The organism is Polaromonas aquatica (assembly GCF_042659145.1).
Lineage (GTDB): Bacteria > Pseudomonadota > Gammaproteobacteria > Burkholderiales > Burkholderiaceae_C > Polaromonas > Polaromonas aquatica.
In genome coordinates this window covers 221,414-237,009 of sequence record NZ_JBHSRS010000082.1, presented here as the reverse complement: position 1 = coordinate 237,009, position 15,596 = coordinate 221,414, and the positions used below count along the sequence as shown (strand labels likewise).

Annotated in this window: 13 protein-coding genes; 8 read left to right on the top strand and 5 right to left on the bottom strand. The window is 62.0% G+C overall.

Going from position 1 to position 15,596, the window contains the following annotated elements; translation table 11 throughout:
- Nucleotides 1-40: 40 nt before the first annotated feature.
- The 4 genes from ACFQND_RS18875 to ACFQND_RS18860 are packed head-to-tail and all read left to right on the top strand — an operon-like array spanning nt 41 to nt 5,003.
- Nucleotides 41-1,042, top strand: a complete 1,002-nt coding sequence (locus tag ACFQND_RS18875) for a Bug family tripartite tricarboxylate transporter substrate binding protein (RefSeq protein WP_371437031.1) — start codon at nt 41-43, stop codon at nt 1,040-1,042.
- Nucleotides 1,043-1,061: 19 nt separating this feature from the next.
- A complete protein-coding gene (locus tag ACFQND_RS18870; protein ID WP_371437030.1) occupies nt 1,062-3,191 on the top strand; it encodes an acetate--CoA ligase family protein in 2,130 nt (709 codons plus the stop codon).
- Nucleotides 3,192-3,223: 32 nt separating this feature from the next.
- Entirely contained in the window at nt 3,224-3,961 is a 738-nt protein-coding gene (locus ACFQND_RS18865) for an enoyl-CoA hydratase/isomerase family protein (RefSeq protein ID WP_371437029.1), read from the top strand.
- A gap of 46 nt (nt 3,962-4,007) precedes the next feature.
- The gene (locus ACFQND_RS18860; protein WP_371437028.1) at nt 4,008-5,003 is read left to right on the top strand and encodes a Bug family tripartite tricarboxylate transporter substrate binding protein; all 996 of its coding nucleotides are present in this window, start codon (nt 4,008-4,010) and stop codon (nt 5,001-5,003) included.
- A 211-nt stretch (nt 5,004-5,214) separates the two neighbouring features.
- Here ACFQND_RS18860 and ACFQND_RS18855 read toward each other — a convergent pair whose 3' ends face one another.
- The 5 genes from ACFQND_RS18855 to ACFQND_RS18835 form a co-directional block, all read right to left on the bottom strand.
- Entirely contained in the window at nt 5,215-5,526 is a 312-nt protein-coding gene (locus tag ACFQND_RS18855) for a hypothetical protein (protein ID WP_371437109.1), read from the bottom strand.
- Between the two features lie 101 nt (nt 5,527-5,627).
- Nucleotides 5,628-6,770, bottom strand: coding sequence for a 3-deoxy-7-phosphoheptulonate synthase (locus ACFQND_RS18850; protein ID WP_371437027.1), 1,143 nt, complete (start codon nt 6,768-6,770; stop codon nt 5,628-5,630).
- 250 nt (nt 6,771-7,020) lie between these two features.
- On the bottom strand, nt 7,021-8,556 hold the full coding sequence (gene tldD / locus ACFQND_RS18845) for a metalloprotease TldD (protein ID WP_371437026.1): 1,536 nt from the start codon (nt 8,554-8,556) through the stop codon (nt 7,021-7,023).
- A 103-nt stretch (nt 8,557-8,659) separates the two neighbouring features.
- A complete protein-coding gene (gene rodA, locus ACFQND_RS18840) occupies nt 8,660-9,814 on the bottom strand; it encodes a rod shape-determining protein RodA (RefSeq protein WP_371437025.1) in 1,155 nt (384 codons plus the stop codon).
- Nucleotides 9,815-9,887: 73 nt separating this feature from the next.
- Nucleotides 9,888-11,228 (bottom strand): MFS transporter, encoded by a 1,341-nt coding sequence (locus ACFQND_RS18835; protein ID WP_371437024.1) that lies wholly within the window; start codon nt 11,226-11,228, stop codon nt 9,888-9,890.
- 153 nt (nt 11,229-11,381) lie between these two features.
- Here ACFQND_RS18835 and cyoA point away from each other — a divergent pair, with 153 nt between their 5' ends.
- Genes cyoA through cyoD form a run of 4 tightly spaced genes read left to right on the top strand, consistent with a single transcriptional unit; the run spans nt 11,382 to nt 15,590 of the window.
- Nucleotides 11,382-12,461, top strand: a complete 1,080-nt coding sequence (gene cyoA / locus ACFQND_RS18830) for a ubiquinol oxidase subunit II (RefSeq protein WP_371437023.1) — start codon at nt 11,382-11,384, stop codon at nt 12,459-12,461.
- A gap of 48 nt (nt 12,462-12,509) precedes the next feature.
- A complete protein-coding gene (cyoB, locus tag ACFQND_RS18825) occupies nt 12,510-14,513 on the top strand; it encodes a cytochrome o ubiquinol oxidase subunit I (protein ID WP_377414332.1) in 2,004 nt (667 codons plus the stop codon).
- A complete protein-coding gene (gene cyoC, locus ACFQND_RS18820; RefSeq protein WP_371437021.1) occupies nt 14,506-15,168 on the top strand; it encodes a cytochrome o ubiquinol oxidase subunit III in 663 nt (220 codons plus the stop codon). Before cyoB ends, cyoC begins: the two co-directional genes overlap by 8 nt.
- Entirely contained in the window at nt 15,165-15,590 is a 426-nt protein-coding gene (gene cyoD, locus ACFQND_RS18815) for a cytochrome o ubiquinol oxidase subunit IV (RefSeq protein WP_371437020.1), read from the top strand. Before cyoC ends, cyoD begins: the two co-directional genes overlap by 4 nt.
- Nucleotides 15,591-15,596 lie beyond the last annotated feature (6 nt).

Genomic DNA, 15,596 nt, shown 5'->3' with positions numbered 1-15,596 from the left:
CCTGAAAACCACGCTTTGCAAACAACCAAAGGAGACTACCGTGATTTCATTTCCAGGCCTTCCAGGCTTTCATAAACCTGCATTGCTGGCGGCCGCCGCGTCCCTGCTTGCCGGACTGGTACTCGCCCCGGCCCAGGCCCAAACACCGGATGCCTGGCCGTCACGGCCCATACGCATGGTGGTGCCCTTCCCGCCCGGCGGCTCATCCGACATTCTTGGCCGCATCGTGGCCAGCCACATGGGCCGCGCGCTGAACGCCAACATCTTTGTGGACAACAAGGCCGGCGGAACCACGCAGGTAGGCACCGATTTTGTGGCCAATGCCGCGCCTGACGGCTACACCCTGCTGCTGGGTGCGGCCTCCAGCTTTACTGTGCTGCCCAACCTGCGCAAGCTGGCCTACACGCTGGACAGCTTCGAGCCCATAGGCGGCGTGGCTGACTATGTGGCCGTCATGGCGGTGCGCAAGACCCTGCCCGTCAAGGACATGAAGCAGTTCGTCGACTACGCCAAACAAAATCCCGGCAAGCTGTCCTTCGGCTCGGCCGGCGAGGCCTCTGCCGGTCACGTCTACGGGGGCACGCTTTCACGCGACACGGGCATCCAGTTGCTGCACGTTCCTTTTCGCGGCTCGGTGGATGCCGTCAATGCCCTGGTGGCGGGCGACATTGATTTTGTCATCGACGGTGCGGCGACCCCCATGGTGAAAGCCGGCCGCGTGTTGCCGCTTGCAACCTTTTACAAGACGCGGCATCCCGAGTTGCCGAATGTGCCGACCCTGAAGGAAGCCGGCTTTGAGATCGCCACGGCAAAAGGCGCAGGCTGGGGTGTGCTTGCGCCGCGCGGCACACCCAAAGCCATCCTGACGCGCCTGTCCGATGCGCTGCAAAAAGTCCTGACCGACAAAACCGTGCAGGACGAAATCCTGCGCGCCAACTCCATCGCTTCCTGGCAGACGCCGGAAGAATTTCGTGCCGGCATGCTGGCCGACCAGAAGATGTACAGCGAATTGCTGCCCGCCATCGGCGTGAAAAAGAACTGAAAACGGAACCACACACAACATGAACGCTTCACTCTCCGCCGCCCTTGCCGTCAAACCCAACCAGTCGGTGCGCCAGATCCTGCACCCGCAATCCGTCGCCATCGTCGGCGCCTCGGAAAGCGAGGAAAAATGGGGCGGCCGCCTGCTCCGCTACATGCTCAAGCACCGGCATGAAGGTGCGCTGTACCCCATCAATGCGAAGTCCAGCCAGTTGCTGGGCATCCCGGCCTACGCCTCGTTGCAGGACTGCCCGGGCCCCGTCGACCTGGCCATTCTGCTGGTGCCGCAGGGCAATGTGCTGGCAGCCATAGAGGACTGCGTTGCCAAAAAGATTGGCTGCGCGTTGTGCATCACCGCAGGTTTTGCCGAGACCGGCCCGGCCGGCCGCGCTATGGAAGAGCAGATCGTGGCCACCGCCCGCGCCGGCGGCGTGCGCCTGATCGGGCCCAACTGCATGGGCCTGATGAACGCCCACCACAACCTCTGCGCCACCACCGGGGTGGTGGTTGGCGGCGTTGACCGGCTGCCTGCGGGCGGCATAGGCCTTGCCAGCCAGAGCGGTGCACTGATGGGCGCCATGCTGTCGCGCGGCATCGATGTAGGCGCCGGTTTTTCATCCATGGTTTCCGTCGGCAACCAGGCCGACCTGGACCTCAACGATTTCTTCGAGTACCTGATAGACGACCCGGCCACCGACGTGGCCTGCCTCTACATGGAGGCCGTCAAGGACGCCGCGCGTTTTACCGCGCTGCTGGAGCGCGCCGCGCGTGCCGGCAAGCCGGTGTGCATCGCCAAGTCGGGACGCAGCGAAGCCGGTGCCCGTGCTGCCGCATCACACACGGCCAGCCTGGCCGGTGCCTGGCCGGCGTTTGAAGCCACCTGCCGTCGCTGGGGTGTCTACATGTTCGAAACCATTTACGACCTGCTGCATGGCGCGCAGGTGCTGCAGCGCGGCAAGCGCGCCACCTCGCGCGGCATCGCCGTGTTCTCTGGTTCGGGCGGCGGCGGCGCCTTGCTGGCCGATGCACTTGAAGCCGAACAGCTGGAGCTGCCACACCTGTCGCCGCAAACCCAGGCCGCGCTGGCGCAGGTGCTGCCGGCAACGCATCGGGAACTGCCGCTGGACTTTGGCATGCTGAACCACATGACACCGGCCGACCCGGAGGTGGCCGGCGGCTCCGTCGGCATCGCGCTGGACCGCAGCATGCAGGACGATGCGGTCGGTGCAGGCATCCTGCTGCTGACGACCCAGCCCCAGCAGTTGCGGGTTGCCGAGGCTGCCCTGTCGGCCGGCAACCGTTCCGACAAACCGCTGCTGTTTATCCAGGGCGCTGGCAATCATGGCGAGCCAGCCCGGGAATTTTTGCGCGCCGCGGGTTACGGTTACCTCGACAGCCCGCATGACGCACTCAAGGTCGTGTCCGCCCTGTCCTCGCGTTCGGAACCCGAACCGGCAGCCGGTGCCACACCGGGCGTCGCCTTCCCCGAAGGCCTGGCGGCTGGTTTTGTCACCGAACCCGATGCACGTCGCCTGATCGAGGCGGCGGGCATTCCGACTACACGCTGGCACTTTGCAAAAACTGCAGATGCAGCGGTTGCTGCAGCAAAAAAACTGGGCGGCGCAGTCGCCATCAAGGCCGTGAGTGCCAGCATCATCCACAAAAGCGATGTAGGCGCGGTGAAACTGGGCATAGAAGGCGACGACCAGGTGCGCTCGGCCTGCGAGGCGATTGCTGCAGCCGCCCGCGCTGCCGGCGTGCCAACGCTGGACGGTTGGCTGGTGACCGAGATGTGGAAAGCCGACACCGAACTCATACTCGGCATCCAGCACGACCCCGACTTCGGCCCCATGGTGATGGTGGGCGCCGGCGGCGTGCTGGTGGAACTGCTCAAGGACGTGCAACTCGCACCGGCGCCGCTGTCGCATGCGACGGCGCGGGCCATGCTGGATGCGCTGAAGAGCCGCGTCCTGCTGACCGGCTTTCGCGGCCGCCCGCCCGCCAACCTTGATGCGATTGCCGATGCGCTGGTGCGCCTGGGCGCGCTGGCGGTCGCGTCCAAAGGACGGCTGCTGGAACTCGATATCAACCCGCTTTTTGTAGCCGGCGACCGCATTGTGGCGGCCGACGCCCGCGCCACGCTCGCCTGAAAACCCGCTTTTTAAAACCAAGGAAAAAATTTATGACCGCCATTACCTACAGCTCTGAAAACGGGATTGCCCGCATCACCATCAACCGCGCCGAAGCCCGCAATGCCATCAACAACGAGGTCGTCCAGGGCTTGCAGGAAGCCTGGCAGCGTTTTGCCCGCGAGGACGACCGTGTGGCTGTGCTGGGCGCGGCAGGCGAGCAGGCCTTTTCGGCCGGCGCCGACCTGAAAGACATGCCCCGTGATGTCTGGCTGGCCATGCCCAATCTTTCTGTGCCCTGCGACAAACCCATCATCTGCGCCATCAACGGCTTTGCGGTCGGCGCCGGTTCGACCATGATCATGCTGGCCGACATGGCCGTGGCCGAAGAGCAGGCCCAGTTCATCTACCCCGAAGCCAAGATAGGCGCCTTTGCCGGTGTGATGGCCGGTTTCCCGCCGCGCATACAGTACAAGGCCGGCCTGGAATGGCTGATGACGGGCGACCCCATGAGCGCACAGCGCGCCTATGAAATCGGCCTGGTGAACCGTGTCGTGCCCAAGGGCCAGGCCATGACCGTGGCCATGGAAATCGCCACAAAAATCGCAGGGAACGCACCGCTGGTGGTGCAGGCCATGAAGTCCATCGCACGCAACACACTGCCCAAATCACCGACCGAGCAGTACTACCCGCAGCGCGTGATGCTGGACCGCATTTCCGGCAGCGCCGACATGAAGGAAGGCGTGGCCTCATTCAAGGAAAAGCGCCCCGCGCGCTTCACCGGCGCCTGAAGACTTGCCCAGCGGTATTTTTCAAAAACACAAGGAGACAAAAACCATGGCTTCCAGACGTTCTGTATGTGTAGCGGGCCTTGCAGGCCTTTCCGGCATCGCGGGGCTTTCGCTTGGTGCCGGCCAGGCACTGGCCCAGGGCACAGGGCCCGCGGCCAACTGGCCGGACAAACCCATTCACTTCGTCACGCCTTACCCGCCCGGCGGGCTGTCCGACCAGATCACCCGTTTTGCTGCAGATCGCATTTCCAGGTCCCTGGGCAAACCTGTCATCGTCGACAACAAGCCGGGCGCCGGTGCGCTCCTTGGCACCGAGTTTGCCGCGCGCTCGGCACCCGACGGCTACACCTTTTTTGTCGCGCCCACGGCCACGGTGGCGATCTCGCCCTGGCTGCGCCGCGTGAACTTCACGCTGGATGATTTCGAGCCGGTCGCCAAACTCACCTCCAGCTACGGCCTGGTCACGGCGCGCAAGGACGCGCCCTTCAACACCTTCAAGGAACTGGTCGCAGCAGCCAAGGCCGATCCGGGCAAATACACCTTCGCCACCAACGGCGTCGGCACCATCGTCCACCTGACGGGCGTGCTGCTGCACAAGCAGGCCGGCATCCAGCTGGTGCATGTGCCATACAAGGGTTCCATGGAGTCGATGACGGATTTGCTGGGCGGCCGCATCGACGTGATGTACGACCCGGTCACCCTGCCGCGCGTCAAGGCGGGCGAGCTCAAGGGCCTGGCCACGACCAACCCGGAACGCAACCCCGAGGTGCCGAATGTGCCCACACTGAAGGAGCAGGGTTTTGATATCGACGCCAGGAGCTGGTTCGGCATCTTCGCGCCGCGCGGCACACCGCAGGCCATCGTGACCCGCATGGCGGCCGAGGCGCAAAAGGCCATGGCCAGCCCCGGCGCACGCCAGCAGCTGCTGATATCGGCGATGTACCCGGACTATGAGGGCCCGCTTGAATTCGGCCGGCGCGTGCGTGCCGACAACGCCTTCTTCAGGGACATCATCCAGAAGGAAAACATCAAGGCGGACTGAGGGCCAGGCGTCAGGCTTGCTATTGTTTTAATAGCTGGCTGCGCGCATGGTTATTTGGCCTCAGGCCTTTTTTGTTTAAAAAGAAGACCCAAACAGGCATTTCAAACCGGCATCCGGACCGGGGAAATGCCATTTTTTCGCATCAAAAAGGCCTGTGGCCGGCGTGGAACGCGCGCAGGCAGCTATTAAAACAATAGCAATCTGCCAGGCATCAATAACTGATGCCAAGCGTTGCCACGTCGATATGCACCACAGGTTTGCCCAGTGCGGCACTGGCGGCACGGGCAAACTCCTGTGACCATTTGGCTTCCTGGAATTTCGCCAGCCCTGCGGCTTCGGCCACCACCACCACCTTGTCGGCAGTCAGCAGCTTGCCGGTGGGCCGCAGCGGCTCACAACCCATCTGGGTGAACTGGTCGTCCAGCCACCAGCGCGCCACATCGTGCGGCATGGGCTGCACTTCATTGAGGTCTATCCGCACGGGTGCGGCGCCCTTGAACGTCACACTGACTTCACTGCGCATCATGGTCGGCTCCTGTTGGGAAGATGGCCTTCATGATGCCATGCTCGACAGCTTGCGGGTAGCCCTGCAATGCACAGGCACCCGCAAGCGCAAGGTGCTGTTTACTTTTTCGCGCGGCGCGCCAGCACGGCGGCCGACAGGGTGTCCAGCACCTTGAGCGAATCGTCCCAGGACAGGCAGGCATCGGTGATGCTCTTGCCGTATTCCAGTTTGGACGCGTCGTCCTTGCCAGGCGTGAATTTCTGCGCGCCGGGGACCAGGTGGCTTTCGATCATCAGGCCGAACACCTGGTGCGAACCGCCCGACACCTGGCCCGCGATGTCGCGTGCCACGTCGACCTGCTTTTCATGCTGCTTGGAGCTGTTGGCGTGGCTGCAGTCGACCATCAGGGTGGCCGGCAATTTGGAGGCTTCCAGTTCCTTGCAGGCTGCCGTCACGCTGGCCGCATCGTAGTTGGGCGTTTTGCCGCCGCGCAGGATCACGTGGCAATCCGGATTGCCGTTGGTCTGTACAACCGCGACCTGGCCGTTTTTATGCACCGACAAAAAGTGGTGGCCGCGTGCCGCTGCCTGGATGGCGTCGGTGGCGATGCGGATGTTGCCGTCGGTGCCGTTCTTGAAACCGATGGGCGCGGAAATGCCCGAGGCCAGTTCGCGATGCACCTGGCTTTCGGTGGTGCGCGCACCGATCGCGCCCCAGGAAATCAGGTCGCCTATGTATTGCGGCGAGATCACGTCCAGGAACTCGCTGCCAGCCGGCAGGCCCAGGCGGTTGATTTCGATCAGCAACTGGCGCGCAATGCGCAGGCCTTCGTCGATGCGGTAGGTTTCATCGAGGTAAGGGTCGTTGATCAGGCCCTTCCAGCCAACGGTGGTGCGTGGTTTTTCAAAGTAGACACGCATCACGATCTCCAGCGTGCCGGCGTACTTTTTGCGCTGCTCAACCAGGCGGCGCGCGTATTCAAGCGCTGCGGCGGGGTCGTGGATGGAGCACGGGCCTATCACCACCAGCAGGCGGTCGTCCTTGCCGGCAATGATGTTGTGGATGCCTTTGCGTGTCTTGCTGATCAGCGCTTCAACGGGCGTGCCGCGAATCGGGAAAAAGCGGATCAGATGCTCTGGAGGGGGTAACACGGTGATGTCCTTGATGCGTTCGTCGTCGGTCTGGCTGGTTTTTTCGACGCTCGCATACCAGCTCTCGCTGGACGGTTTGGACGGGCTGGCTGGCTTGGCTGGTGCATTCATCGCGGACTTCCTTTTTTGAGATTTCCAGAATTTCAGGGACTTAGAAACGGATTACGAATAAGGGGCAAGGCAAAAAAAAACCGCCGGAGGTCCGGCGGTTTTTGAAAGATTTGTTGCGTTTTTTCGGGTTACGCGAAGATCTCTCTACCGCCGGAGGCGCTTGAGAACCAGAAGTAACCAAAATAAAACTTTGCTGAATGCATGGCTTTGAATGTAGCACAGGTCAGTAAACGGCCCAAATGCACAGCTTTTACGCGGTTCCGCCCACGGTCAGGCCGTCAATCCGCAGGGTCGGCTGGCCGACGCCCACCGGCACGCTCTGGCCTTCCTTGCCGCAGGTGCCGACACCGCTGTCAAGTGCCATGTCATTGGCAATCATGCTGACTTTTTTCAGGCATTCCGGGCCGCTACCCACAATCGTCGCACCCTTGACGGGATAAAGAATCTTGCCGTTTTCAACCCAGAAAGCCTCGCTGGCCGAGAACACAAACTTGCCCGAGGTGATGTCGACCTGGCCGCCGCCGAAGTTGGTGGCGTACAGGCCCTTCTTGATGCTGGCCACGATTTCTTCGGGCTGCTTGTCGCCGCCCAGCATGTAGGTGTTGGTCATGCGCGGCATGGGCACATGGGCGTAGCTCTCGCGGCGGCCGTTGCCCGTGGGTTTGACGCCCATCAGGCGCGCATTGAGCGAATCCTGGATGTAGCCTTTGAGGATGCCGTCTTCGATCAGCACATTGCGCTGGCTGGCGTGGCCTTCGTCGTCCACATTGAGCGAGCCGCGGCGATCGGCAATCGTGCCGTCGTCCAGTACCGTCACGCCCCTGGCCGCCACACGCTGGCCGATCTTGCCGGCAAAGGCGCTGGAACCCTTGCGGTTGAAGTCGCCTTCCAGCCCATGGCCGATCGCCTCGTGCAACAAAATACCGGGCCAGCCGGAGCCCAGCACCACGGTCATTTCGCCGGCCGGGGCCGGACGCGCTTCGAGGTTGGTCAGGGCCGCCTTGACCGCATCGTCTACATATTGGCCGATTTGCGCGTCGTCAAAATAGGCCAGGCCAAACCGGCCACCGCCGCCGCCCGAACCCATCTCGCGGCGAACTGCGCCAGCCACCTTGGCCTCGGCAATCACCGTGACGCTTAAACGCACCAGCGGACGCACATCGGCAGCCAGGGTGCCGTCGGCACGAGCCACCAGCACCACGTCGTATTCACTGGCCAGCCCGGCCATGACCTGCACGATGCGCGGGTCCTTGGCCTTGGCGAGTTTTTCAACTTTCTCCAGCAGCTTGACCTTGGCCGTGCTGCCCAGCGTTGCTATCGGGTCAAGACCTTCATACAGGGAGCGGCTGCTGGCGACTTTGCGGCTGGGCGTTTTCACGCGGCCGGCCTTGCTGGCGGCAGAAATGCTGCGCACGGTGCGCGCTGCGTCCAGCAATGAAGCGTCGGAAATATCGTCGGAATAGGCAAACGCGGTTTTTTCGCCGCTGACAGCGCGCACACCCACGCCCTGGTCAATGCTGAAAGAGCCAGTCTTGACGATGCCTTCTTCCAGGCTCCAGCCTTCGCTGCGGGTGTATTGGAAATACAGGTCGGCGTCATCCGCACCATGGGAAGTGATTTCACCCAGCGCGCGGCTCAGGTGCGCTTCCGTCAGGCCAAACGGCGCAAGCAACAGCTTTTGCGCGATCTCCAGGCGTTCCGATGTCGACGCGGCCGTTGGCCGGACTGTGGAAGAGGTGATTGAGGCGTTGAGTGCTGATGCGGGAGATGGGCGGAGTGAGGTCATTCGGCCATTGTAGGCAGTCTGGCTTCTGGTTACGCAGCCAAGGGTATGTCATGGCCGCCGCACCTGGCCGCCCCGGGCAAGCTCAGCCCCCTCGGGGGCTGCCTCATGACTGCACCAGCCGCTTGGCCTTGGCAATCGACATCAAAATGCCGACGGCCAGCCCAAGTGTGACCATGGCCGTGCCGCCATAACTGATGAAGGGCAAGGGCACGCCCACCACCGGCAGGATGCCGCTGACCATGCCCATGTTGACAAACGCGTAGGTGAAAAAAATCATGGTCACGGCACCGGCCAGCAAGCGGGAAAACAAAGTTGGCGCCTCCATCGCAATGGCCAGGCCGCGCAGGACCAGGAAGATGAAGCTGGCGATCAGCAGCAGGTTGCCGACCAGCCCGAACTCCTCGGAAAACGCCGCAAAAATAAAGTCGGTGGTGCGCTCGGGTATGAACTCCAGGTGCGTCTGCGTGCCGGCCATGAAACCCTTGCCCAGAACACCGCCCGAGCCAATGGCAATCATGCCCTGGATGATGTGAAAACCCTTGCCCAGCGGGTCCCGGGAAGGGTCCAGCAAGGTGCAGATACGTTGCTGCTGGTAGTCGTGAAGAACCGGCCAGCGCATGCCGTCGGCGCACAGCTGCGGTTCAAACCAGACAATCAGAAAGATACCCAGCAGCCCGATCATGACCGGAGGGGCAATCAGCTTCCAGCTCAGGCCCGCAAAAAAGATCACAGCAAGGCCGGCAGCCAGCACCAGCAGCGAAGTACCCAGGTCGGGCTGCCGCATGATCAGGCCCACCGGTACCACCAGCAGCACGCCGGCCACCAGGAAGTCCAGCGGCCGCAACTGGCCTTCGCGCTTCTGGAACCACCAGGCCAGCATCAGCGGCATGGCGATCTTGAGGATTTCACTTGGCTGGACCACCACGCCCACATTGAGCCAGCGGCGGGCGCCTTTTTTGGTGATGCCGAAGATCGCCACCGCGATCAGCAGCATCACGCCCACGGTATACAACGGCACGGCAAAAGTCATCAGGCGCTGCGGCGGGATTTGCGCCACCACGAACATGATGGCACCGGCAATCAGCATGTTGCGGCCATGGTCGACAAAGCGGGTGCCGTGGTCGTAGCCGGACGAATACATGATCAGCAGCCCCGCGCAGACCAGCAAAAAAACCGCGAACGCCAGCGGGCCATCAAAGCCCTCAAACAGCGGCGCGGCGCGCTTGAAAAGGGAAGGTTTGTCGAAAACTGCAGCCATGGAGGGGATTATCTGCCAGCCATGTGTCGCCGGCCTTGCCGGCTTGAATGCCCCGTCAGTACAGCCCTGCGAATCAGCCCCGGAGTTCCCGCGCCCGGTTGATATGCAGCGCCACCAGCGTGCAGACGGCACCGGACAGCAGGTACACACTGACGGCAGCCAGCCCGAAGTGCACCGACAGGCCAAGCGCCACCAGGGGCGCAAAAGCGGCCCCTATCAGCCAGGCCAGGTCGGAGGTGAGTGCGGCACCGGTATAACGGTAGTGCGCCTCGAAATTGGCGGTCACCGCGCCAGCGGCCTGGCCGTAGGACAGCCCCAGCAGTGCAAAACCGAGCAGGATGAATACCTTCTGCCCCAGCGCGCCACCATTGAGCAGCAAGGGCGCAAACAGGCTGAACACCGCGATCAGGCCGGCCAGGATGCCCAGCGTGCTGCGACGGCCGATACGATCTGCAATCCAGCCGGAGGCGACCACACACGGGATCGCAATCACGGCCCCCACCAGTTGAATGGTCAGGACATCGTTGATGGGCTGCGTCGATTGCAGGCTGATCCAGGACAGGGGAAACACCGTGACGAGGTGAAACAGCGCATAACTCGCCAAGGCCGCGAAAGCACCAATCAGCAGGTTGCTGCCGCGATCGCGGATCAGTTCGAGCACAGGGGCCGGCTCTAGGCCATGTTTTTTGAGCAGCCGCTCATACTCATCGGTCACCACCAGCCGCAGGCGGGCGAACAGCGCCACGACATTGATGGCAAACGCCACATAAAAGGGGTAACGCCAGCCCCAGTCCAGAAAGTCGGCGTTGGACAGCTGGGTGTGCAGGTACAGGAACAGCCCGCTGGCCACGATGAAACCAACCGGAGCGCCAATTTGCGGAATCATCGCGTACCAGCCGCGGCGCCGGGACGGCGCGCTCAGCGCCAGCAGCGAAGGCAGGCCGTCCCAGGAACCACCCAGCGCGATACCCTGAAGAAATCGGAACATCGACAAAAATGCGATGGACCAAAAGCCCAATGTGACGTAACCCGGCAAAAAGGCCATGCCCACCGTGGACACGCCCAGCAGGAACAGCGCAATGCCCAGCTTCACCCCGCGGCCCCAAAGGCGCTGGATCTCCATGAACAAGGCGGTCCCCAGCGGCCTGGCCAAAAAGGCAAAGGAAAAGATGACAAACGAATACAGCGTGCCTTCCAGCCTGTCCACAAAAGGGAAAAAGACGGCCGGAAACACCAGCGCCGACGCAATGCCGTAAACAAAAAAGTCGAAATATTCGGATGCCCGGCCAATGATCACACCAACGGCGATCTCGCTGGGTGCGACCGTGGATGCGTCGTCCACGGGACGATCCGCTCGCGGCGACAAGGGGTCTGACAACAAGGACTCTGGATGGCTGTGACTCAGGCTTGACATGCAGTTCTCTCACAATGCAAAAAGTAACAACAAGGGCGTCGACAGACGCGCCTCCGGGGTCCATCATGCCATGGACAAAATGTCCAATTGCCTTGATTTGGATCAAAAGGTAGATTCGGTAGTTCCCCTATTGACAACACCCTTCCGTCCGGCATGCCCTCCAATAAAAAGCTTTTCGGCCTGTTCCTCATTCCAGCCCTGGCCCTGCTAGGCGGCTGCAATGCGGTGCTCCTGAGCCCCTCCGGCGATATCGCCCTGCAACAACGCAACCTGATTTACATCTCGACGGCACTGATGCTGCTTGTCATTGTCCCCGTCATTTTTCTGACCCTGCTGTTCGCCTGGCGCTACCGCAAGTCCAACAACCGCAGCGATTACGACCCCGAATGGCACCATTCCACGCAGCTGGAACTGGTGATCTGGGCGGTTCCGCTGCTGATCATCATCGTGCTGGGCGCGATCACCTGGATCAGCACCCACAAGCTGGACCCTTACCGCCCGCTGGACCGCGTTGACGCGCAGCGCGCCATTCCCGACGGCACCAAGCCCCTGGTCGTAGAAGTCGTGGCACTGGACTGGAAGTGGCTGTTCATCTACCCCGAGCAGGGCATTGCCATGGTCAACGAGATGGCAGCGCCGGTCGACCGCCCCATCCAGTTCAAGATTACCGCCTCCTCAGTCATGAACTCCTTTTTCATTCCCGCCATGGCCGGCCAGATCTACGCCATGCCCGGCATGCAGACCCAGTTGCACGCAATCATCAACAAGCCGGGCGAGTTTGACGGCCTGTCGGCCAACTACAGCGGCGCGGGTTTTTCCGGCATGCGCTTCAAGTTCCATGGCCTGAACGATGGCGACTTCGATCAATGGGTCAAAAAGGTCAAGTCCAGCAGCCAGTCGCTGGACCGCGACACCTACCTGCAGCTCGAAAAACCGAGCGAACGAAACCCCGTCCAGCACTACGCCAAGGTGGCCCCCGAGCTTTACCAGGCCATCCTGAACCGCTGCGTGGAAGCCAACAAGATGTGCATGCACGACATGATGGCGATTGACGCCGGCGGCGGCCTCGGCATGCCCGGCACAGTCAACATCGCCTCCCTGGACAATGCGACGCGCGCCCGCCTGGGCCTGGACGACCAGCCCGTGCGCAGTTACGTCGGCGCCATGTGCAGCCCCGGCAACCCACTGGGCCTGCCGCTGCCGGCGACCGAGCCGGGCACACGCCCCATCTGATGCCGCGCACCCTCGCCGCACCCTCTTTCCCCTCCTCACGCACCCACGATGTCCGACCATATTGATTTAACGAAGCTCATCTTCGGCCGCCTCTCCTGGGAGGCGATTCCACTCCACGAGCCCATCCTGCTGGTGACCTTTGCGGCCGTCATGCTGGGCGGGCTGGCCATTCTTGCGGCGCTGACCAAGTTCCGCCTGTGGGGCCCCTTGTGGCGTGACTGGTTCACCAGCATCGACCACAAGAAAATCGGCATCATGTACGTGGTGCTGGGCCTGGTGATGCTGCTGCGCGGCTTTTCCGACGCGCTGATGATGCGGCTGCAGCAGGCCATCGCCTTCGGCGACAACCTGGGTGTGCTGCCACCGCACCACTACGACCAGATCTTTACCGCGCACGGCGTGATCATGATCTTCTTCGTGGCCATGCCGCTGGTGACGGGCCTGATGAACTACGTGGTGCCGCTGCAAATCGGCGCGCGCGACGTGGCCTTCCCCTTCCTCAACAACTTCAGCTTCTGGATGACCGCCAGCGGCGCCATCCTGGTGATGGCTTCGCTGTTTGTCGGCGAATTCGCCAAGACCGGCTGGCTGGCGTATCCGCCGCTGTCGGGCATCATCAACAGTCCGGACGTGGGAGTGGACTACTACATCTGGTCGCTGCAGCTGGCGGGGGTTGGAACACTTTTATCAGGCATCAACCTGCTGGCCACCATCATCAAGATGCGTGCGCCCGGCATGACCCTGATGAAGATGCCCGTGTTCACCTGGACCGCCCTGTGCACCAACATCCTGATCGTTGCCGCCTTCCCGGTGCTGACCGCCGTGCTGGGGCTGCTGGGCCTGGACCGCTACGCCGGCACCAACTTCTTCACGACGGAGTTCGGCGGCAACGCCATGATGTACGTGAACCTGATCTGGATCTGGGGCCACCCCGAGGTCTACATTTTGATCCTGCCGCTGTTCGGCGTGTTCTCTGAAGTCGTGGCCACCTACAGCCGCAAGCGCCTGTTTGGTTACTCGTCCATGGTCTACGCGACCTTTGCCATCACCATCCTGTCCTACCTGGTGTGGCTGCACCACTTCTTCACCATGGGTTCGGGCGCCAGCGTCAATGCCTTCTTCGGCATCACGACCATGATCATCTCCATCCCGACCGGGGCGAAGATTTTCAACTGGCTGTTCACCATGTACCGCGGCCGCATCACCTTTGATCTGCCCATGATGTGGACCATAGGCTTCATGGTGACCTTCGCCATAGGCGGCATGACCGGCGTGCTGCTGGCCGTGCCACCGGCCGACTTCGTGCTGCACAACAGCCTGTTCCTGATCGCCCACTTCCACAACGTGATCATTGGCGGCGTGCTGTTCGGCCTGTTCGCCGGCATCACCTACTGGTTCCCCAAGGCCTTTGGTTACAAACTCGATCCGTTCTGGGGCAAATGCTCGTTCTGGTTCTGGCTGGTCGGCTTCTACCTGGCCTTCATGCCTCTGTATGTGCTGGGTTTCATGGGTGTCACGCGCCGCATGAGCCACTTCGAAGACCCGTCCCTGCAGATCTGGTTCCAGATCGCGGCCTTCGGTGCCGTGCTGATCGCGCTGGGTATTGCCTCGATGCTGATCCAGTTCGTGGTCAGCTACATCCGCCGCGACTCGCTGCGCGACAACACCGGCGACCCCTGGGATGGCCGCACGCTGGAGTGGTCGACCTCGTCGCCGCCGCCGGCCTACAACTTCGCCTTCACCCCCGTGGTGCATGAAATCGATGCCTGGTGGGACATGAAAAAGCACGGTTATGTGCGGCCGATAGATGGGTTCATTCCCGTGCACATGCCCAGGAACACGGCCGCCGGCGTCATCCTTGCCGCCATCGCCACGGTTTGCGGCTTTGCCCTGATCTGGCACATGTGGTTGCTGGCGGTGCTGTCCTTCGTGGCCATCGTCGCCGCAGCCATTTACCACTCGTTCAACTACAAACGCGACTACTACATCCCTGCAGATGAAGTGACCCGCATCGAAAACGACCGCACCCGTTTGCTGGCCAGCCATGCTTGATACCACCGCACCCTTGACCTCCCCCCCGGCCGGCGCCGCTGCGCTGCAAAACCCGGGCGCGCTCAGCGAACGCTTCTTCCTGCGCCGCGAGCATCACCCGGCCAACGGCACCCTGCTCGGCTTCTGGCTCTACCTGATGAGCGACTGCCTCATCTTTGCCTGCCTGTTTGCCTGCTATGCGGTGCTGGGCCGAAGCTATGCGGCCGGCCCTTCGGGCGCCGACCTGTTCGACCTGCCGCTGGTGGCCCTGAACACCTCGCTGCTGCTGCTGTCCTCCATCACCTATGGTTTTGCCATGCTGGAGATGCAGAAGAAAAAACTCAATGCCGTGCTGGTCTGGCTGGGCATCACCGGCCTGCTGGGCGCAGGCTTCCTGGGCCTCGAAATGTATGAGTTCATGCACTTCATCCACGAAGGCGCGGGCCCGCAACGCAGCGCTTTCCTGTCGTCCTTTTTCGCACTGGTCGGCACCCACGGCCTGCACGTTTTCTTCGGCATCATCTGGCTGATCACACTGATGTTCCAGGTCAAGCGCCACGGCCTGGGCGTTGAAAACCGCCGGCGCCTGATGTGTTTGTCGATGTTCTGGCACTTTCTGGACGTGGTCTGGATTGGCGTCTTCACCTTTGTTTACCTGATGGGAGCCCTGCCATGAGCGCGCATACCAACCACGACCATGACAGCGCACAGGATGCGCACAACCACGAGCACCATGACGACGAGCACGGGCATGACGACAGCGGCGCCAGCCACAGCACCTTGAGCGGTTATGTGACAGGCTTCATCCTTGCCGTTTTCCTGACCGCCATTCCCTTCTGGCTGGTCATGGGCAAGGTCTTTGAGAGCTCCAGCACCACCGCACTGGTACTAATGGCTTTTGCCGCGGTGCAGATAGTGGTTCACATGATTTATTTCCTGCACATGAACACCCGTTCCGAGGGCGGCTGGTCCTTCCTGGCCCTGCTGTTCACCCTGCTGATCGTCGGGATTGCACTGGCCGGCTCGCTTTGGGTCATGTACCACATGAACGCCAACATGATGCCCATGTCCATCCACGACATGAAAAACATGCCCTGAGCTTGC